This window comes from Acinetobacter sp. YH12086 (genome assembly GCF_013419345.1).
Taxonomy (GTDB): domain Bacteria; phylum Pseudomonadota; class Gammaproteobacteria; order Pseudomonadales; family Moraxellaceae; genus Acinetobacter; species Acinetobacter amyesii.
On sequence record NZ_VPAF01000007.1, the window covers coordinates 142,676 to 162,215 of the forward strand.

Consider the following 19,540-nt stretch of genomic DNA (forward strand, 5'->3'; position numbering starts at 1 on the left):
ACAGGTGTTCAAAAGAGGTTCTTATGCCTAAGATGAAAACTCGCCGTGGTGCAGCTAAACGCTTCAAGCCAACTGCAAACGGTTTTAAACGTCACCAAGCGTTCAAACGACACATTTTGACCAAAAAATCTGCTAAGCGTATCCGTCAATTACGCGGCTGTGTAATGGTTCACGTAAGTGACGTTGCTTCAGTTCGCCGTATGTGCCCATACATCTAAGGAGATTATAAATGGCTCGTGTTAAACGTGGTGTACAGGCTCATCGCCGTCATAAAAAAATTCTTGCTCGTGCTAAAGGTTACTACGGCGCTCGTTCACGCGTATATCGCGTAGCGTTCCAAGCAGTAATCAAAGCAGGTCAATATGCTTACCGTGACCGTCGTCAAAAGAAACGTCAATTCCGTGCTCTATGGATTGCGCGTATCAATGCTGGTGCTCGTCAAAATGGTTTGTCGTACAGCCGTATGATCGCTGGCTTGAAAAAAGCTCAAGTGATTATCGATCGTCGCGTACTTGCTGACATCGCTATGCATGACGCAGTTGCGTTTGCTGCTTTAGCTTCTAAAGCTAAAGATGCATTAGCTGCATAAGTCTTTATGACTTAAAAAAAGACCGCTTTTAGCGGTCTTTTTTTGGGCTTTAAATTCTTATGTAAGCTTAACCAATATTAATCGGTTTTTGTTTTAAGCTGGACATAAGCAAGGTCTCGGTGCTGAAAATGATAGTTATGCCAGTGATAATAAATGGGAAATTCATAAATTGCATTTATTTTAAAGTGCGTGTTGTAGAAAGGTGTTTTGGGTAAAATATGAAAAGTTTGCTGGTTGTCTAATAACAACCATTTCTGACCATCTGCATCCATTGAGAGTAATTGCGCATCGGTCATTTTATGAGTGCCAAAATGCAAAGCATAATAACTATGCAATACCGGCATTAGAAAAAAGCTCAGGCTCAGCGTTAAAAATGTACTGGACAGCACGCTTCCTGTAAACGCCATTTTGGGAATATCTTTTTGTATCCACAATACGCTTGGAATGAAAATCAGCAGAAAAATAATGGCCAAACACAGCAAAACCGGATAATTGGAAATGTAAAAGAACTGCGCTTGCGCGTTTAAATATAAGCCCAAAATACCAATAGGAACGCTGCCGATAAGCATGTAGGCGATCCGCGGACTGATCTTGGTTTGCAGAATTAAATTTTGCAGATCTTCTTGAGAAAGCGTCAGCGCCGCAATCTCATCCTGAAAATTATAATATTGTTTGAGTATTTGAATCAGCTGCCCTTTTTCATGTTCACTTAAGCATGCAAGGTGCAATTGAGATTGAACATTTTTAAGGGGGAAGAATAAAAGCTGTGGATTTTCTTTGTTGGCAGTCTGATAAATGGGACGCTGCAGCCATGAGATCCGTTTTGGGCGTTTTATACCAAGAATGGCAAATTGACAGTATTCTACCTCCTGCCGCTGAATGAATGTGCTGAGAGGTATTTTCCACAAGCGGTAATAAATTTTATCAGGCGTAATGACCAGTTTAATCTGCGTTTTTAAGTAATCAATGACAATTATAGATACGATGTAGAGCAGGATCAGCTGGGCATGATCGGCTTGCAGCTTGTAAATCGGGAAATTTTTTAGGGTGAATTGCAGGTATTCAATCACTATGCTGACGTTAAGCGGTTGAGCTTGATCTCTAAACCATTTGAAAAAAGGTATAATAAAGACCATCGCAATGCCTAGTAAAATAAGCATTAAAATTGTTGGCCATGAAATCAGCGGTTTTTTAGCATAAATGTCAAATTCTGTTTTCATAAAGTCTCATAATAATTATGTTGAAATTTTATATTTAAGTGTTTGGTTACTATATTTAAATTTTGAATATTTGATCGATGCTTAGCGCTAAATTATATCTAAAAATGAATAGGCTAGGTAGGTGCTGCGCCCCGAGCCACGGTTTGTGCGTATTATGTCGTGATTTCAATGTTTAGCTTCGATCTTGTTGCCTGGCCGGTTTGTTTAATGCTCAGTTGAAGGCCCGCACATGCACACGGCGCTTTTCGCTCAGAACGGGAAGGTATTTATATTGCGCATGTTCATCATAATTGCGGGCAGAATTAATTCATTCATCTGGGGACAGCTAGAATCTGTTTTTTTATAAGGCGTGCAGATAGGGGGGACAGCCATAAATGAATGGATAAATACCAACTGAAAAATTATTGGATCAATATAGTCTGTGAAAAGTGTGTTTTTATACTGCAATTGAACCTGACTTTATCAATATCGATGCAGATCTTTTGGATTATCGTGAAGAATAAAAGTTAACCTACAGATCCAATGCTGTTATCTTGAAGTAGATTCACCAGACTCAAGTAGATCATCATGACAATGAAAAAAATAAACGTAGTCGGTACATCGGCCACTGGAAAATCAACCTTTTCCAGAGCTTTGGCGGAAAAATTAGGGCTGTATTATATTGAACTGGATAATCTATTTTGGCTAGATGATTGGCAGGAGTGTCCTGACGAAATCTTTTTTGCACGTATTGAAGCTGAAATTGCCAAAGCGAAAAATGGTTATGTTATTGATGGCAACTATACTCGAACGATTCCTGTTAAATGGTCTGAAATAGATACGGTGATATGGTTAGACCTTCCGTTTCCAGTCAATTTATACCGCTCTGTAAGGCGCGCATTTTCTCGGGCTAAGTCCAAACAAGATCTTTGGCCAGATTCAAATAATCAGGAAAGTTTGTGGCGGATGTTTGGTCGAGATTCCATTGTCTGGTGGATGATTAAAACCCATAAAAAGAATCGTGAAAAATATCTACAGATGATGAATGCACCTGAATATCAACATATTCAATGGATTCATTTAAAGTCTGCAAATGCAGTTGATGCATTTTTAGAACAATTGGACTCTTATGTTTTTGATGTTTAAGTTTTGATGTTTTATCAATAAAAAGTGCAGTTAAGTTACAGAAATAATCTTTATACCGCGCTTTGCGCCATGCCTAATGTATGGATAGAAAAGAACAAAAGGAAAATAAAATGTTGGCTGAAATAGTTGGTATGGGTCAAGGTAGCATCACTGTAGAGCTCGAAATGATTCCCCGCAAAGGTGAGGCGGTCAAAATCATGTATGGTGCAGACGCAGAGCTTGAGGGTGAAGTAGTCTCGGTCAGTCATTATATTAATCAACATGCCGATCAGCATCGCGTTCGATTAGAAATTCGTCCGTTTAATTATTTAATTACCTCATAATTTTGAGGTCTTTCATACATAAGCATGTTCATAAAAAAGCCCTTCCATGAGAAGGGCTTTTTAGTGTTGATCACATTTATACAGTTAAAGTCCGAAGTAATAAGCCAATAAGCAAATCACTACCGTAATAATAATTAAGGTAATCACTCCACCTGCACCGGGTTTATGGGTTGGATTTGGCGTGTGTGCATGCTGAGGATTTGATTTTCTTTGCTCAGTTTTAAATCCATCCAGAGGAGAGCTTTCGACCACAGGAGTTAAACGTGCAGTTTTATAGTGATTGGCGACTTTTACAATAAATTTAGCCGTTAAATCTTCAGTTTTTTGAGCAAAATGGCGTAAATTTAACTGTTCTTCAGGTGTACAGATGCTGCCATCTGCATGATAGGGATGCTGAATTTTAGACTGTATATGGCGGTTTAATGCATCTAAGCGATGTAAGCTGTCATGTGCAAAATCCGCTTGTGCATCCGTTGGCAAGAGTGCGAGTTTTGCGGATTCATTTGATTCGCTGCTTAGATCGGGCTGAGTACCATAATAAGGTGTGCCTAACACCTCCGGCTCAATAAAACCTTCCGCAGGTTTTTGTAAAAATAATTCTGCTTCAGTGAAGTTATGAATATCATCCCATTTTGGTAACTGCATATCCGCTGCGATGCGTTTAATGAGTTTATGGTTCAGCTCATAGCGCCAAAAGGTTTCTCGACGAATTTGCAGTTGTTGGGATGCCGGTGCTTCATAGTCATTTTCTGCGTTATACCACTCGGCAAGTTCTTTACCAAAAATCCATGCCTGCTTTTTATTTTTTTCGTGGCTTACAATAAAATGGGCAAAGGGAAGAAGTTCAACGTTAGCATTCGGATTTTGTTCATCATTCAGCAAGCTAGAGCTATGTAAACTTAAGCGTTGTACCCCTTGTTTTTTTAAGCCCTCTAGCCAAATTTGGAAATGTTGAGCCAATAAATGCTGTGAAAGCAAATCACGAAAATGGAAACTGTGCTGATCAAAAATGTGGTGATTCAACCAACGTTGAAAACTCAAACCTTGGTTGAGAAATTCATTGCCATAAGTGACGAGTGTGAGCTGTTGTTTCCAGATTGGATCGAGTGCCATAAAGATTGGATCCCATTGATATTGTGTTTATCTTATACTTTTTTTAAAACTTGATGCTAATGCAATTTTAACTTGTGAATGCGCTTCATCATAACGGCTAAAAACTGTTAGAATAAGGGGTTTATATTATTTTTTTAAATTGTTGCTTTGAGAGTTACTATGTCACTGGAAGCCCTGACCACTGAAGCGCTCGCTGCGATTGCAGCAGCAGAGGACCTTGCTACACTCGACCAAGTGCGAGTGCAATTTACAGGGAAGAAAAGCCAGCTCGCGGAACAATCGAAGTCGCTCGGTAAAATGGACCCAGAAGAACGTAAAGTTTTTGGTGCTCAAATTCATGCCGTTCGTGAATCGATTACTGGCGCACTGACTGCTCGTCAAGCTGAATTACAAAAAGCTGCATTAGAACAAAAGCTTGCTAGCGAAACGATTGATATTACTTTACCCGGCCGTGGTCAAACGGTGGGTAGTATTCACCCTGTGACTCAAGTTCAAGAACGTATTTGCCAATTCTTTACCAAAGCTGGCTTTACTGTTGCGACCGGTCCAGAAGTTGAAGATGATTATCACAACTTTGAAGCATTGAACATTCCGGGTCATCACCCTGCACGTGCGATGCACGACACTTTCTATTTTGATGCGAATCATTTACTTCGTACGCATACCTCAGGCGTGCAAATTCGTACGATGGAAACTCAGCAGCCTCCAATCCGTATTGTGTGTCCTGGTCGTGTTTATCGCTGTGACTCAGATCAAACGCATTCGCCAATGTTCCATCAAATCGAAGGTTTGTATGTGGCTGAAAACACCAGCTTTGCAGAACTTAAAGGTTTGTTGGTGAACTTGTTAAATGAGTTCTTTGAAAAAGATTTGAAAGTACGTTTCCGTCCATCTTATTTCCCATTCACAGAGCCAAGTGCAGAAGTGGATATCATGGATGAACGTGGTAAATGGTTGGAAGTTTTGGGCTGCGGTATGGTGCATCCAAACGTTTTACAAGCCGCTGGCATCGACCCAGAAAAATACAAAGGCTTTGCCTTCGGTTTAGGTGTAGAGCGTTTTGCCATGTTGCGTTACGGCATTAATGACCTGCGTATGTTCTACCAAAATGATGTGCGTTTCTTACGCCAATTTGCTTAAACAGTTTTATACCTCTCCCTAACCTCTCCTAAAAGGAGAGGGGGTGTCCATCATGACTTAGGGTTCGTCCTCTTTCTTTAAAGGGGCGCTAGAGGGGATTAGAAATTTAGAATTAATAGGTTTTTATACAATGAAAATTAGCGAAAATTGGTTGCGTACATGGGTTAACCCAGCCATTGATAGCGATACACTTTCTGACCAACTGACCATGTTAGGTTTAGAAGTTGATGATTTATCTCCTGCTGCAAAACCATTTACTGGTGTAGTAGTCGGTGAAGTTTTAACAGTGGTTCAACATCCCGATGCTGACCGTTTACGTGTCACTACTGTAAACATCGGTTCAGGCGAGCCGTTACAAATCGTTTGTGGTGCTCCAAACGTACGTGTAGGCATGAAAGCTCCTGTAGCAACCATTGGTGCAGTACTTCCGGGCGATTTCAAAATTAAAAAAGGCAAGCTTCGTGGTGTTGAATCACAAGGCATGCTGTGCGGTGCGTCTGAAATTGATCTTGAAGATAAAATCGACGGTCTATTAGAGCTTCCTGCCGATGCACCTGTTGGTGTAAATGTGCGTGAATATTTAGATCTTGATGACAATGTGATTGATATCAGCATCACGCCAAACCGTGGTGACTGCTTCAGTATTCGTGGTATTGCACGTGAAATTGGTGTGATTAACCAACTCCCTGTGACTGCACCATTGATTACAGAAGTTGCTGCAACAATTACTGATGAGAAGAAAGTTGTTGTTGAAACTGATGGTTGCCCACGCTATTTAGGTCGAGTGATCAAAAACGTGAATACCAAAGCACCAACTCCTGAGTGGATGGAGCGTGCATTAGCTCGTGCAGGCATTCGTCAGCACAGTATTTTGGTCGATATTACCAACTACGTTTTAATGGAATTGGGTCAACCTTTACATGCATTCGATGGCGGTAAAGTTGAAGGTTCTGTTCGTGTACGCCAAGCAACAGCAGCAGAAAAATTAACGTTGTTGAATGAACAAGAAGTTGAATTATCTGAAAACGTGATGGTGATTGCGGATGATCAAAAAGCTTTGGCGATTGCAGGAATCATGGGTGGCCTAAGTTCAGCGGTTTCTGATGATACCACTGAAATTTTCCTTGAGTCGGCGTTCTTTGATCAACTCTATATCGCAGGTCGTGCACGTAGTTTTGGTTTGCATACTGATGCATCTCAGCGTTATGAACGCGGTGTAGACTTTGAATTGCCGATGATGGCAATGCACCGTGCTTCTCAGCTTATCGCTGATTTAGCTGGTGGTGAGTTTGGTCCAATTACTGTTGCTGAAAAAGTAGAGCTATTACCAAAACGTGAAGCCATTGAACTGAACCAAGCGCAAGTCGATCAACTGCTTGGTTATAAAGTTGAATCTGCATTTATTACCGATGCTTTAACGCGTTTGGGTTGCAATGTCACTGTGAAAGCAGAAGGTGAGTGGACAGTTGTACCGCCATCGCACCGCTTTGATATGGCGATTTATCAAGACCTCATCGAAGAAGTGGCACGTATTCACGGTTACGACAATATTCAAATCAGCTTGCCAGTGATTGATGTCAAACTAGCGAAATACCAAGACCAATTTGAATTGGTTCAGTTACGCCAAACTGCAGTTACTTTGGGTTATCAAGAAGCGATTAGCTTTAGCTTTGCAGATGCGAAACTAGAGAAACAATTAAATCCACAGGTTCAACCACTAGCGCTTGCAAACCCGATTTCTAGCGACCTTGCAGTGATGCGTTCAACCTTATTATCAAGTTTGATCCCATGTGTGCAATACAACGTGAACCGTCAGCAAAATCGTGTTCGTTTCTATGAGCTTGGTCTACGTTTTGATTATCAAGGTGCGAACAGCATTCATGATCTCAAACAGATCCCAACATTAGCACTGGTTGCAACAGGTTCACGTACGACTGAATCTTGGCATGGTAAAGCACAGCCTATGGATTTCTTTGACTTTAAAGGCGATGTAGAGGAGATTTTAAATTCTGCACGTTTAAATGTTGAATATGTACGTTCAGAGCGTACGTGGTTACATCCAGGTCAATCTGCTGAAATCTTAGTCAATGGTCAATCAATTGGTTACTTTGGTCGTTTACACCCTTCTTTAGAAGATGAGTTGGATTTGGCGACTACTTGGGTCGCTGAATTAGATCAATCGGCTGTTTTGCAAACTTATGTATCTAATTTTACAGAATTATCACGTTTTCCGTCGGTTCGACGTGATATTGCGCTTTTAATTAGTGATAAGATTAATGTTAGTGAAATTCAGCAACTTATCGAAAAAACCGGCGGTGAGCTTTTAGACGCAGTTTGGTTATTCGATGTGTACACTGGTCAAGGTGTCGAAGAAGGCAAGCGCTCATTGGCATTTGCAATTCAATGGCAACATCCAACACGTACATTAGAAGATGCTGAAATCAAAACCGGTATGGATAACATACTTCAGGTGTTGGAAAACACTTACCAGGCGACATTGAGGGCTTCATGACAGCATTAACAAAAGCAGAAATGGCTGATCATTTAAGTGAGCTCACGAGTTTAAACCGTCGTGAAGCAAAACAAATGGTCGAGTTATTCTTCGATGAGATTAGCCAAGCGCTAATCTCTGGGGAACAAGTTAAACTCTCAGGTTTCGGTAACTTCGAGTTGCGTGATAAACGTCAACGCCCAGGCCGTAACCCGAAAACGGGTGAAGAAATTCCGATTTCTGCCCGTCGTGTAGTGACCTTCCGTGCGGGACAAAAATTCCGTCAACGTGTTGGAAATGAGCAGATCAATTGATCTGCTTTTTTTTCCTTTGATTTAGGAGGCGCAGTGCTCATCATCTATCGCACAATTCATGTTGAAGAATATTTGTTTTAAAGTGAGACGATATACTTGAGTTGAGTTGAGTTGAGTTGAGTTGAGTTGTCGTAGAGGTTGATTGTGGCTTTCCTTTAGCTAAATTGTTAGTTTTTATTTTTCAATAAGCATGGGCTTAGTATTTTGAATTTTAGCTCTTTTTATGAACTAGGGTTTAAAGTTTGAGGCAATAAAAAAGAGAGCCAAAGGGCTCTCTTTTTTTGCTGAATAATCGGTTAGATTATTGAGCTTCAGAAGCAGCAGCAGTAGCTTCAGAAGCAGCAGCAGTAGCTTCAGAAGCAGCAGCAGTAGCTTCAGAAGCAGCAACAGTTGCAGCAGAAGCTTCAACAGCAGCAGCGTCAGACGCAGCAACTACTTCAGAAGCAGCAGCTTCAGATGCAGCAGCAGGAGCAGCTTCTTCAGTTTTTTTAGCACAACCAACGAAAGCTAAAGTAGTAGCAACTGCAGCAGCAATAGCGATTTTTTTGAATAACATGGCATCACTCTCTAAAATATGAGATTAAAAAATAACCTGCGTTAGTCTGTTGTGTGCTTTTATTATGCCTAATTTGAATAGGTATTAAAAATGCATAGAGCAGTCTAACTGGTCTGCGTGTATGCTATCACTGAGTATTTTGAAATGCTACTAGTGACTTTGAAAAAACCGTTAAAAATAGGTGAAAAACGGCCATTTTTTAACAGAAAATAACAATTAAGAGAAAGTTTTATATTGGCGAAATAGCAAATAAACTACTAAAAAGAATAGGGTTTTTTAAAATATATTTTTTATAATCAGAAGCTTGAAAATAAGTTTACATGGAAATCCATCAAATGTTTCTTTGTGTAACCAAAGTCAACCAAATAAAAAGGCCATCGTTATAGATGGCCTTTTCAGTCAAACATTCAACTTAGTTGGATGCTTTACGTTTCATTTGATCAAAGAAATCATCATTGGTTTTGGTTTCTTTCATACGATCAAGCAAGAATTCCATCGCTGCAAGTTCGTCTTGTGTATGAAGCAATTTACGTAAAATCCAAACTTTACGTAGGTTATCTTCAGACATCAAACGCTCTTCACGACGTGTACCTGATTTTTTGATGTTCATCGCAGGGAACACGCGTTTTTCAGCAATACGACGGTCTAGGGTAATTTCTTGGTTACCTGTACCTTTGAATTCTTCGTAGATCACTTCATCCATCTTACTGCCAGTTTCAATCAACGCAGTTGAGATAATTGTCAGTGAACCACCTTCTTCGATATTACGTGCTGCACCGAAGAAACGTTTTGGACGTTCTAAAGCATGGGCATCCACACCACCAGTAAGAACTTTACCAGATGAAGGGATTACGGTGTTGTAAGCACGTGCTAAACGAGTAATTGAGTCTAGCAAAATCACCACGTCTTTTTTGTGTTCTACAAGACGTTTCGCTTTTTCGATCACCATCTCTGCAACTTGTACGTGACGAGCTGGTGATTCATCGAATGTTGAAGCAACTACTTCACCACGAACAGTACGTTCCATTTCTGTTACTTCTTCAGGACGTTCGTCAATCAGAAGGACAATCAAGAAACATTCAGGATTGTTACGAACAATCGACTGTGCGATGTTTTGTAACAACATGGTTTTACCCGCTTTTGGTGGTGCAACGATAATTGAACGTTGACCTTTACCAATCGGAGCAACCAAGTCAACCACACGCGCAGTTAAGTCTTCTGTTGTACCATTACCTAATTCCATTACCAATTGTTCGGTTGGAAATAAAGGTGTTAAGTTTTCGAAAAGAATCTTATTACGTGAGTTTTCTGGTGTGTCGTAGTTAATTTGATTAACTTTTAATAATGCAAAGTAACGTTCGCCTTCTTTAGGTGGACGAATCGTACCTGTAATAGTGTCACCAGTACGAAGGTTGAAGCGACGGATTTGTGATGGGCTCACATAGATATCGTCAGGGCCGGCTAGGTAAGAACCCGCTGCAGAGCGTAAGAAACCAAAGCCGTCCGACAGAATTTCTAGAACGCCATCACCAAAAATCTCTTCGCCGTTCATTGCGTGGCGCTTTAAGATGGCAAAAATAATATCTTGCTTACGGTTACGAGCCATTCCTTCGAGGCCCATAAACTCGGCAATCTTGATGAGTTCGCCAATCGGTTTTTTCTTGAGTTCGGTTAAGTTCATAGGTGGTCAGATAGAATCTAAAATTCTGAGGTACAGGTTGGAAAAGGGAGCAACAAATGTGCCGCGATCATGCAAGAAACGATAGCAATTGGTTTGCACAAAACAATTCAGAGATCTGATTCGTTATATGAAGAGAGATGTGAAAAACAATTCTGTTGCCGAGCGGCATTTTATGTGTTGTGTTGTAAGAAAATGACAGGATTTGAGATCCTTAATTTCTTGAGTAAACAATATAAGAGAGAACACAGCATTTGTCAATTTATCAACCAAAAAAATACGCTGTGTAAAACAGCGTATTTTCGAGTGTTTTTATCGAAAAAATATTAGATGTTTTCTTCGATGAAAGCTGTCAATTTAGATTTTGGTGCGGCACCGACTTGGGTTGCTACAACTTCGCCGTTTTTAAACATTAATAATGCAGGAATGTTACGGATGTTGTAGTTTACAGCTGTTTGTTCGCAAGAAGTTACGTCTACTTTAACGATTTTAACTTTGCCTTCAAACTCAGTTGAAAGTACTTCAAGTACAGGTGCAATGGCTTTACAAGGAGCACACCAACCTGCCCAAAAATCTACAAGTACAGGAGTATCAGACTCTAGTACATCGGCTTGGAAGTTTTCATCAGTTGTATTTACGATATTGCCAGACATGGATTTTGCTCCGGAATTAATTTTTAAGTTGACTCTATGTTTATAAGTATTACATAGCCAACTATAACAATGTAGGGGGTTATGTAAATTTTCGACCTGAATGGCGAGTTTGTCTAATGGATGATCACGATGCCGATGATCGTGTATGACTATCATTGCTTCAGATAAAAAATCGATAAGTTCCGCCCGAACTACTCATAAATGGCTTTTAAATTACATGTATGTGAATTAATCTAAGCACAATTCTGAACAGGTTTTTTTGAATAATGTCTGATTTTTTGATTGATGAAGAATTACTTGCTGCTATCGATATGGGATCGAACAGCTTCCACTTGGCTATCGCACGCGTAGACCATGGTGAAGTGAAAAAAGTTGCATCAATGTCAGAAAAAGTACAGCTTGCCGCAGGTCTAGACGAAAATAAAAATTTGACTGAAGCCGCACAGCAACGAGGATTAGCCTGCCTAGCACGTTTTGTGGGGCGTTTAAACCCTGTACAAGCTAACCGTTTACGTATTGTGGCGACTAATGCCTTGCGTCAAGCAAAAAATGGTCATGAATTTATTCAAAAAGCCGCTGAAATTTTACCAAAACCAATTGAAATCATTGCTGGTCGTGAAGAAGCCCGTCTCATTTATTTAGGGGTTTCACATACTATGGCAAATAGTGGTCGCCGCCTTGTGATTGATATCGGTGGGGGGTCAACAGAGTTGATTATTGGTGAAGAGTTTGAACCGATTCATACAGAATCTGTGCAAATGGGCTGTGTCGCTTTTACCAAAGCGTTTTTTGCTGATGGTGAAATTAACCTGAAAAGTTTTGATAAAGCGGTAAATGCTGCTCGCAAGGAAATCGCAGGCATTGCCAACACTTATAAAGCTGCGGGCTGGGATACTGTTGTCGGTTCAAGTGGCACGATCAAAGCATGTCGTCAGATTTGTGTCAATATGGGCTGGAGCAACGATCAGGAAGAACTGACACGTGACGGTTTATTTAAACTCAAAGATAAATTGCTTAAATATAAGCATGTCAATGAAATGGAATTTGATGGTCTAAAAGAAGACCGTCGAGCAGTTTTGCCAGCAGGCATTGCCATTTTATATGCCGTCTTTGATGTGCTGAATATCGATAAATTGGTTTATTCTGATGGCGCGTTACGTGAAGGCGTGATGTACGACCTATTGGGACGTTTCCAACATGAAGATGTTCGTGACCGTTCTGTACATGCGTTGATGGGTCGCTACAACGCAGATATGAAACAAGCTGAACGTGTGGTAAATACCGCTCAACAACTGTTTAATGGTGTGGCGACCGCACTGAATTTGACCAGTGATGACAGTGATTTACTGCGTCGTGCAGCGTATTTGCATGAAATTGGCTTAGCGATCAGTCATAGTGGATACCATCGTCATGGTGCTTATTTACTGCAACATTCGGATATTCCGGGTTTCTCACAAATTGATCAAAATCATTTGTCGCATTTAGTGGCGCATCATCGTCGTAAGTTACGTAGTGACGCGCGCATTGATGTGATGAAAGTCGGTGGTAACAAACTTGTTTACTTATGTCTATTGCTTCGTTTAGCAGTTTTATTAAATCATAGTCGCAGCGATGAGATGCTTCCTGCCATTGAATTAAGCGTGGACAATGCGCAACAATGGCAACTTAATGTTTCTGGTGATGCCAAACAGTGGCCTTTGTTGGTTGCAGACTTGCATGATGAGCAAGTGCAATTTAAGCATTGGGATATTGAACTGAATATCCAGTCGGAACAATTTATCAATTAACAGACCAGTTAAGTTAGGGATAATGATCGACCTATGAAAAATAAAGCAGCTCAATCTAAAGCCTGGACTACGGTTCAGATCGCACGTCATCCTGAACGTCCGCAGTTTTTGGATTATGTTGGCGAAATTTTTACAGAGTTCGATGCTTTGCATGGTGACCGCCTATTTGGTGATGACGGCGCGATGATTGGTGGTTTGGCTCGTTTAGATGGTCAGCCTGTGATGATTGTAGGTCAGCACCGTGGTCGTAGTACACGTGAAAAATTACAACATAATTTTGGTATGAGTAACCCCGAAGGTTACCGTAAAGCACAGCGTTTATTGGATATGGCCGAGCGTTTTAATCTGCCAGTCTTTACCTTTATTGATACCATGGGTGCGTACCCAGGTGTGGGTGCAGAAGAGCGTGGTCAGGCCGAAGCAATTGCAACTAGTTTGGCTCAGCTTTCTTCACTTAAAGTGCCTGTAGTGGCAACGGTATTGGGTGAAGGTGGTTCGGGTGGTGCGCTCGGTATCGGCGTAGCTGACAGTGTGATTATGCTATCTCACAGTATTTATTCAGTAATTTCACCTGAAGGCTGTGCATCTATTTTGTGGAAAACTGCAGAAAAAGCAGAACAAGCAAGTGAAGCATTGGCATTGACGGCAGATAAATTGCAGAAGATGGGCATTGTAGAATACGTGGTGGACGAAGCGGAAGGTGCACATTTAAACCCTGAAAAAGTCATGCAGGATTTGAAAGTGGTCTTGAAGCAAGCTCTAGAAGAACTGCAACCAATGGATGCAAACGAACGATGCGAAGCGCGTTACCAGCGTTTAATGAAGTTTGGCAGCGACAATTTAGGGCTGACTGCTTAAGTCAAATTCAGGCGCTGCCTGAACAAAGCCGATTTTTAATAGGATGTAGTGGTGGCATGGATTCCATGTTGCTGCTGCATCTTATGTCGTTTTTGTGCCCTGAAAAAATACGGGTGATTTATATTGATCACCAACTACAAGCGTGTAGTCACGCTTGGGGCGAATTTGTACGTGCTCAATGTAAAGCGCTGAATTTGCCATTCATCATACAAAAAGTTCAGGTTGCGCAAGGTAACCTTGAAAACCAAGCCCGCTCAGCCCGCTATCAAGCCTTTGCCCAACATTTACAAGCAGATGAAATATTGCTACTTGCGCATCATCAGCAAGATCAAGCCGAGACATTGATGTTGCGGCTACTTTCAGGTGCTGGTGTCCATGGCCTTGCTGCGATGAAAAAATTCGATGTACGTGAAGATTTTACATTATGGCGTCCGCTATTAGATCTTTCACGTGAGCAAATTTGCCAATGGGCAGCACAGCTGCATGTGCAAAATATTCAAGACCTCACCAATTTTGATACCGACTATGACCGTGCGTGGAGTCGTGAAATTTTGTGGCCGCTACTCAGTGAGCGATTTCCTAAAATGCAGCAAGCTCTGAGTCGAACCAGTTACTTGATGCAAGATGCCGATGAAATTTTAAACGAGGTATTACAACAAGATTTAGCAGTCTGCGGCTCATCGCAAGCGTTATCTTTGGTGGCTCTACAACAGCTCAGTCTGGCACGTCAGCGTCAGTTGTTATCGCACTGGATGAAAGGTGAGGGGCAATATCGTCCTAGTTTTGAAATGGTACAGCGATTATTTTCAGAAGTGATTGGCTCACGCGAAGACTCGCAAGCGGCATTGCACTGGAATGGATTTTATTATCTGCGGTTTCAACAGCAACTTCATCGGATTGCCAAAGCGGATTATCTTCAAACTGAACCCATTCAAGAGGTTGAGGTTGTAACTTGTGTTGCAGGTCAGTGCCTCAAGTTGCCTGCCGGCCATTTTGTGATTCAACCCTCAAAGGTTGGTTTATCACCTGAATTATTGGGGCAGCAACTGCAGATACGCCCACGCCTTGGCGGCGAAAAAATTCATTTATATGGTCGTGTCGGAAGTTGGCCGTTGAAAAAAGCCATTCAACAGGCGCAAATTTTTCCGTGGCAGCGTCATACTATTCAAATATTAAGCCGAGATAATGTTATGCTAGGCGTCTTTACGCCTCAGGGCTTTTGGTTGGCGCAGTCTGAATTTTGTACTCAAGCTGGCTGGCAACCAACATTATCTCTTAACGCTAAATCTGCAATATCGGATCTTCAATCATGAGCGCAATTCTAAATTGTAATATCAGTTTCATTGGTGGCGGCAACATGGCACAAGCTTTAATTGGTGGCCTGATTGCACGTGGTGTCCCGACTACACGTATTACAGTTTCAGATCCCGTAGAAAAAGTACGTGAGCTTTTGGCTGAAAAAGATTTGCATGTGACCGATGATAATGTTGCAGCAATTCGAGAAGCTGACATTGTTCTTTTTGCCGTTAAACCTCAGGTGTTGGCAAAAGTTTTGGCACCATTACAAGGGTTGCTAGAAGGGAAGTTGGTGATTTCAATTGTTGCAGGTGCAGAAATTGCAACGATTTCAAAATTATTAGGCACAGAACGTATTGTTCGTGTCATGCCAAATACACCGGCTTTAGTTCAAACCGGTGCGCATGGCTTATATGCAGGTGAAGCGGTTTCAGCTGAAGATCGTGATCTTGCAAGTCAAGTTTTGGCTTCAACGGGTTTAACACTTTGGGTAAACTCAGAAGCGCAAATTGATGCGGTAACAGCAGTTTCTGGTTCAGGTCCTGCATACTTTTTCTATATGATGGAAAGTATGATCCGTGCAGGTAAAAACATGGGCTTGGATGAAAAAGTAGCTACAGCGCTAACCTTGCAAACTGCATTGGGCGCTGCACAAATGGCGATTACCAGTGCCAACAGTCCTGCGGAGTTGCGTAAAAATGTAACCTCTCCAAACGGTACAACACAAGCTGCGATTGAAGTATTTGATCATGCTCAAATTTCACAAAATATTCAGGCCGCTTTAGCCGCAGCGCAAAAGCGTAGCCACGAGTTGGCACAAGAGTTAAGCGAAAGCACCAAATAATTCGATTTGATTTAGGAAAGTTCAAGTATGGGCTCTGCTCAAATTTTTGGAATCATTATTAACGTTGCAATTTTGCTCGTATTTTTCCGTTTTTTAATGCAGCTTGCTGCCGTGAGTCCATATAACCCTGTGGTTTTGGCAACAGCAAAAGCAACAAAAATTGTCGATATCTTTAGCCGAATTTTCCCAACTTTGGCCAAAGGTCGAGTGAATACCGCAGCATTGGTGTTGGTGGTGATTCTGTATTTGTTAAAAATGTTTGGTTTGATGTATTTGTCTGGCGTGGCAGTGAATAGTCCATTCCATCTGATCATTATGACCTTTGTGACCATGATTCAGGATTTAATCCGTTTCTGTCGTTACTTAATTTTTGCATCGATTATTTTGAGTTGGGTCGTGATGTTTAGTCAGTCACGTTCGCCTTATATTGAAGTGGTTCAAGAATTGGCAGAACCGCTACTTGCACCATTCCGTCGTATTCTTCCAAATATGGGGATGATTGACTTGTCGCCAATTTTTGCGATTTTGGCATTGTTGGTTGCGGAAACCATTATGAAGCAAGTCGCAATTGCATTATTGACTGGTCTTTAATCTGAGCTAAGACGAGTTGAATAAAAAAGGACGCCGAGGCGTCCTTTTTTGTGGATTTAAATTGAGGTCTAAAACAAGAAATTTCTTATTTAGTAGCAATATCTCACCTCCATCCAACCTTCCTCCTAGAGGGAGAAAGGCGTGAATGAACGTGAATGAATTAGTGTGCTTCATCCCAGTTATTACCTTGACCGACTTCCACAATCAGTGGAACGGAAATTTTCAACACAGACTGCATGACTTCAGCCAGTTGGGCAGAGAGTTCATCGGCAATTGCAGCATCAACTTCAAATACCAATTCATCGTGTACTTGCAGTAACATTTTGGCTTGATCTTTTGGTAAGATTTTATCGACTGCAATCATAGCCAATTTAATAATATCTGCCGCAGAACCTTGTAGTGGTGCATTGATCGCTGCACGTTCAGCGCCTTGTTTCACCATTTTGTTGCTCGCCATAATGTCTGGTGTATACAGACGACGACCTAAAATAGTTTCCACAAAACCTTGTTCACGTGCGACTTGGCGAGTACGTTCCATATATTCCAAAACACCAGGGTAGCGTTGGAAGTATTTACCAATATAGTTACGTGACTCTTCACGAGTGAAACCTAGCTGACGAGTCAAACCAAATTCAGACATACCATAGAGCAGACCGAAGTTCACCGCTTTGGCTTGACGACGTTGGTTGCTAGTCACTTCGTCGAGTGGAATGCCCAAAACTTCTGCCGCAGTACGTTTATGTACATCTTGCCCATGATTGAAGGCATCGACCAAGGCATGATCTTGCGAGAAATGCGCCATTAAACGTAATTCTATTTGCGAATAATCGGCTGCCAATAAAATGCGACCTTCAGGTGCAATAAAGGCTTTACGGATTTGACGTCCAATATCTTCACGGACAGGAATGTTTTGCAAGTTTGGATCGGTAGATGACAAACGACCTGTAGCCGTTAACGCTTGGTGGTAACTGGTATGCACACGATGTGTGTCATCATTCACTTGCTTTAATAGACCGTCGGTATAGGTGCTTTTCAGTTTAGAGAGACCACGATATTCCAAAATTAAATCAGTAATCGGATGATCGATTTTTTCTAACACACTTTCACTGGTGCTGTACTGACCAGTAGAGGTCTTTTTGCCACCTTTTAAACCTAATTTATCAAACAGAATTTCACCCACTTGTTTTGGCGAGCTGACATTGAAGCTTTGACCCGCAAGATCGGTAATTTCGGTTTCTAAATTTTGAATGGTATTGGCAAATTCAACACCAAGTTGGTCGAGGAAGTTCATATCTAGCTCAATGCCGTTTTCTTCCATAGAGGTTAGAACACGGGCAACAGGCATTTCAATATTGTGCAAAATATTGATCAGCTCCGGGTGAGCTTGTAACTTCTTATCGAGTACTTCATATAGACGATAGGTCACATGGGCATCTTCTGCGGCATAATGGGCTGCCGTTTCAAGCTCAATTTGGTTAAAGGTTTTTTGTTTTGCACCTTTGCCCGCCACTTGTTCGAACGTCGTTGTGAGATGACTTAAATACAAACGTGCGACGTCATCCATTCCATGACGAGTTGCCACAGAGTTGAGGACATAAGAGGCCAACATGGTATCGAAATACCAACCTGCCAAATGAATGCCATGATTTTCTAAGACATGTGCATCATACTTGAGATGATGACCAATTTTTTGTACGTCATTATTTTCAAGTAAAGGTTTGAGTTGATTCAGAATTGTATCGCGATCAAGTTGTTGCGGCGCACCTTCATAATCATGCGCAAGCGGCACGTAATAGGCATCATGTGCATCTAAAGCCACCGAGAAACCCACAATCTGTGCCACGCGGTAGTCGAGGCTAGTGGTTTCGGTATCAAAGGCAAAACGCTTTTCAGTGCTTAGACGTTTAAATAACACATCCCAATCTTCTTGAGTCAATACCGTGTGATAACGTGCTTCACCAAGTAAGTCATCAACACTGGTTTTGTCCGCTTGATCTTCCACTTCAGGTGCATTGGCTACAGTCGCCGTGGTGTTAATGGCTTTGGCTGCTTGTTTGTAGGTTGCGCCATTGGGGTTGTTCGGATGATCTAATGACTGCAGTTGGTTGCGGAATTCTAGTTCAGTATATAAATCACGCAGTGCTGGAATATTTGGATCGGCAAGTTTCAGATCTTCGTATTTAAGGCCCATGTCGAGGTCACAAACAATACTCGCCAGTTGGTGGTCAAGAGCAATCCCTTCGATATTGTCTTTAATGTTTTGACCGACTTTACCTTTAATACTGTCAACATTTTCTAAAATGCCGCCAATCGAGCCGTACTCGGTTAAAAGTTTCGCTGCCGTTTTTGCGCCAACACCAGGTACACCACGGATGCCGTCAGAGGCATCGCCCATCAATGTTAGGTAGTCAATGATTTGATTCGGCCACACCCCAAATTTTTCAAAAACGCCTTGAACGTCCATAGGTTTGTCTTTGAAGCTGTCTTCTAAAGTGACACGCTCAGTAACGAGCTGCGCCATGTCTTTGTCACCAGTGGAGATCAAAACTTGATGACCGGCTGCTTCAGCGCGTTTGGCTAAAGTTCCGATAATGTCATCGGCTTCAGCACCCGGCAACATATGCAGCGGAATCCCTAGAGCACGAATTAATGCATGAAGATATGGAATTTGTTGTGATAATTCTTCAGGCATGCTTGGACGGTCACCTTTATAAATCGGGGACAATTCATGACGGAAGGTTGGTTCAGGTGTATCGAAAATAACGGCCATATGCGTCGGTTGGATACGACGCATTAATTTTTGGATGGCAGAAATGGCACCTCGGATTGCATTGGTATGCAAACCGGTTGAAGTGGTTAATGGTGGCAGTGCATGGTAGGCACGAAATAAAAAGTATGAGCCATCGACCAAGACAAATGGTGGCATTGATAATTTCCTAATCCTAAAAACGGTTTTATTGTA

General features: G+C 41.6%; 18 protein-coding genes. 12 read left to right on the forward strand and 6 right to left on the reverse strand.

What is annotated here, in order from left to right:
• The first annotated feature begins 23 nt into the window (after window positions 1-23).
• On the forward strand, window positions 24-218 hold the full coding sequence (gene rpmI / locus FTU29_RS09990) for a 50S ribosomal protein L35 (RefSeq protein WP_065994397.1): 195 nt from the start codon (window positions 24-26) through the stop codon (window positions 216-218).
• Window positions 219-229: 11 nt separating this feature from the next.
• On the forward strand, window positions 230-589 hold the full coding sequence (gene rplT / locus FTU29_RS09995; RefSeq protein WP_004647525.1) for a 50S ribosomal protein L20: 360 nt from the start codon (window positions 230-232) through the stop codon (window positions 587-589).
• A gap of 77 nt (window positions 590-666) precedes the next feature.
• Here the strand turns inward: rplT and FTU29_RS10000 are convergent, their stop codons facing one another.
• Window positions 667-1,809: a hypothetical protein gene (locus FTU29_RS10000; RefSeq protein ID WP_180089849.1), complete on the reverse strand. Its 1,143-nt coding sequence runs from the start codon at window positions 1,807-1,809 to the stop codon at window positions 667-669.
• 573 nt (window positions 1,810-2,382) lie between these two features.
• Between FTU29_RS10000 and FTU29_RS10005 the strand changes: the two genes are divergently transcribed.
• Window positions 2,383-2,934 (forward strand): adenylate kinase, encoded by a 552-nt coding sequence (locus FTU29_RS10005; RefSeq protein WP_180121671.1) that lies wholly within the window; start codon window positions 2,383-2,385, stop codon window positions 2,932-2,934.
• A gap of 110 nt (window positions 2,935-3,044) precedes the next feature.
• Complete coding sequence (locus FTU29_RS10010) at window positions 3,045-3,257, forward strand: hypothetical protein (protein ID WP_180121632.1); 213 nt, start codon at window positions 3,045-3,047, stop codon at window positions 3,255-3,257.
• 84 nt (window positions 3,258-3,341) lie between these two features.
• On the opposite strand, the gene FTU29_RS10015 is transcribed toward FTU29_RS10010, so the two are convergent.
• Entirely contained in the window at window positions 3,342-4,370 is a 1,029-nt protein-coding gene (locus tag FTU29_RS10015; RefSeq protein WP_180121634.1) for a hypothetical protein, read from the reverse strand.
• A gap of 159 nt (window positions 4,371-4,529) precedes the next feature.
• On the opposite strand from FTU29_RS10015, the gene pheS reads away from it, so the two are divergent.
• The 3 genes from pheS (at window position 4,530) to FTU29_RS10030 (ending at window position 8,315) form a co-directional block, all read left to right on the forward strand.
• The gene (gene pheS, locus FTU29_RS10020) at window positions 4,530-5,510 is read left to right on the forward strand and encodes a phenylalanine--tRNA ligase subunit alpha (RefSeq protein ID WP_180024390.1); all 981 of its coding nucleotides are present in this window, start codon (window positions 4,530-4,532) and stop codon (window positions 5,508-5,510) included.
• 130 nt (window positions 5,511-5,640) lie between these two features.
• Entirely contained in the window at window positions 5,641-8,022 is a 2,382-nt protein-coding gene (pheT, locus tag FTU29_RS10025; protein ID WP_180121636.1) for a phenylalanine--tRNA ligase subunit beta, read from the forward strand.
• Window positions 8,019-8,315 carry an integration host factor subunit alpha gene (locus FTU29_RS10030; protein ID WP_004783565.1) on the forward strand — a complete coding sequence of 99 codons (297 nt, stop codon included), beginning with the start codon at window positions 8,019-8,021 and terminating at the stop codon, window positions 8,313-8,315. The genes pheT and FTU29_RS10030 overlap by 4 nt, the downstream gene beginning before the upstream one ends.
• A gap of 301 nt (window positions 8,316-8,616) precedes the next feature.
• On the opposite strand, the gene FTU29_RS10035 is transcribed toward FTU29_RS10030, so the two are convergent.
• The 3 genes from FTU29_RS10035 to trxA form a co-directional block, all read right to left on the reverse strand.
• The gene (locus tag FTU29_RS10035) at window positions 8,617-8,871 is read right to left on the reverse strand and encodes a hypothetical protein (RefSeq protein ID WP_180121638.1); all 255 of its coding nucleotides are present in this window, start codon (window positions 8,869-8,871) and stop codon (window positions 8,617-8,619) included.
• A gap of 412 nt (window positions 8,872-9,283) precedes the next feature.
• The gene (rho, locus tag FTU29_RS10040) at window positions 9,284-10,552 is read right to left on the reverse strand and encodes a transcription termination factor Rho (protein WP_067731074.1); all 1,269 of its coding nucleotides are present in this window, start codon (window positions 10,550-10,552) and stop codon (window positions 9,284-9,286) included.
• Between the two features lie 323 nt (window positions 10,553-10,875).
• On the reverse strand, window positions 10,876-11,202 hold the full coding sequence (trxA, locus tag FTU29_RS10045; protein WP_078192629.1) for a thioredoxin: 327 nt from the start codon (window positions 11,200-11,202) through the stop codon (window positions 10,876-10,878).
• Window positions 11,203-11,468: 266 nt separating this feature from the next.
• Between trxA and ppx the strand changes: the two genes are divergently transcribed.
• The 5 genes from ppx to FTU29_RS10070 are packed head-to-tail and all read left to right on the forward strand — an operon-like array spanning window position 11,469 to window position 16,578.
• The gene (gene ppx / locus FTU29_RS10050) at window positions 11,469-12,989 is read left to right on the forward strand and encodes an exopolyphosphatase (RefSeq protein WP_180121640.1); all 1,521 of its coding nucleotides are present in this window, start codon (window positions 11,469-11,471) and stop codon (window positions 12,987-12,989) included.
• Window positions 12,990-13,022: 33 nt separating this feature from the next.
• Entirely contained in the window at window positions 13,023-13,847 is an 825-nt protein-coding gene (locus FTU29_RS10055) for an acetyl-CoA carboxylase carboxyltransferase subunit alpha (RefSeq protein ID WP_180121642.1), read from the forward strand.
• Entirely contained in the window at window positions 13,784-15,160 is a 1,377-nt protein-coding gene (gene tilS / locus FTU29_RS10060) for a tRNA lysidine(34) synthetase TilS (RefSeq protein ID WP_180121648.1), read from the forward strand. Before FTU29_RS10055 ends, tilS begins: the two co-directional genes overlap by 64 nt.
• Window positions 15,157-15,987, forward strand: a complete 831-nt coding sequence (proC, locus tag FTU29_RS10065; protein ID WP_180121650.1) for a pyrroline-5-carboxylate reductase — start codon at window positions 15,157-15,159, stop codon at window positions 15,985-15,987. Before tilS ends, proC begins: the two co-directional genes overlap by 4 nt.
• 27 nt (window positions 15,988-16,014) lie before the next feature.
• Complete coding sequence (locus FTU29_RS10070; protein WP_078189567.1) at window positions 16,015-16,578, forward strand: YggT family protein; 564 nt, start codon at window positions 16,015-16,017, stop codon at window positions 16,576-16,578.
• Between the two features lie 160 nt (window positions 16,579-16,738).
• Here FTU29_RS10070 and polA read toward each other — a convergent pair whose 3' ends face one another.
• Window positions 16,739-19,504, reverse strand: a complete 2,766-nt coding sequence (gene polA, locus FTU29_RS10075) for a DNA polymerase I (RefSeq protein ID WP_180121652.1) — start codon at window positions 19,502-19,504, stop codon at window positions 16,739-16,741.
• Between the last annotated feature and the right edge of the window lie 36 nt (window positions 19,505-19,540).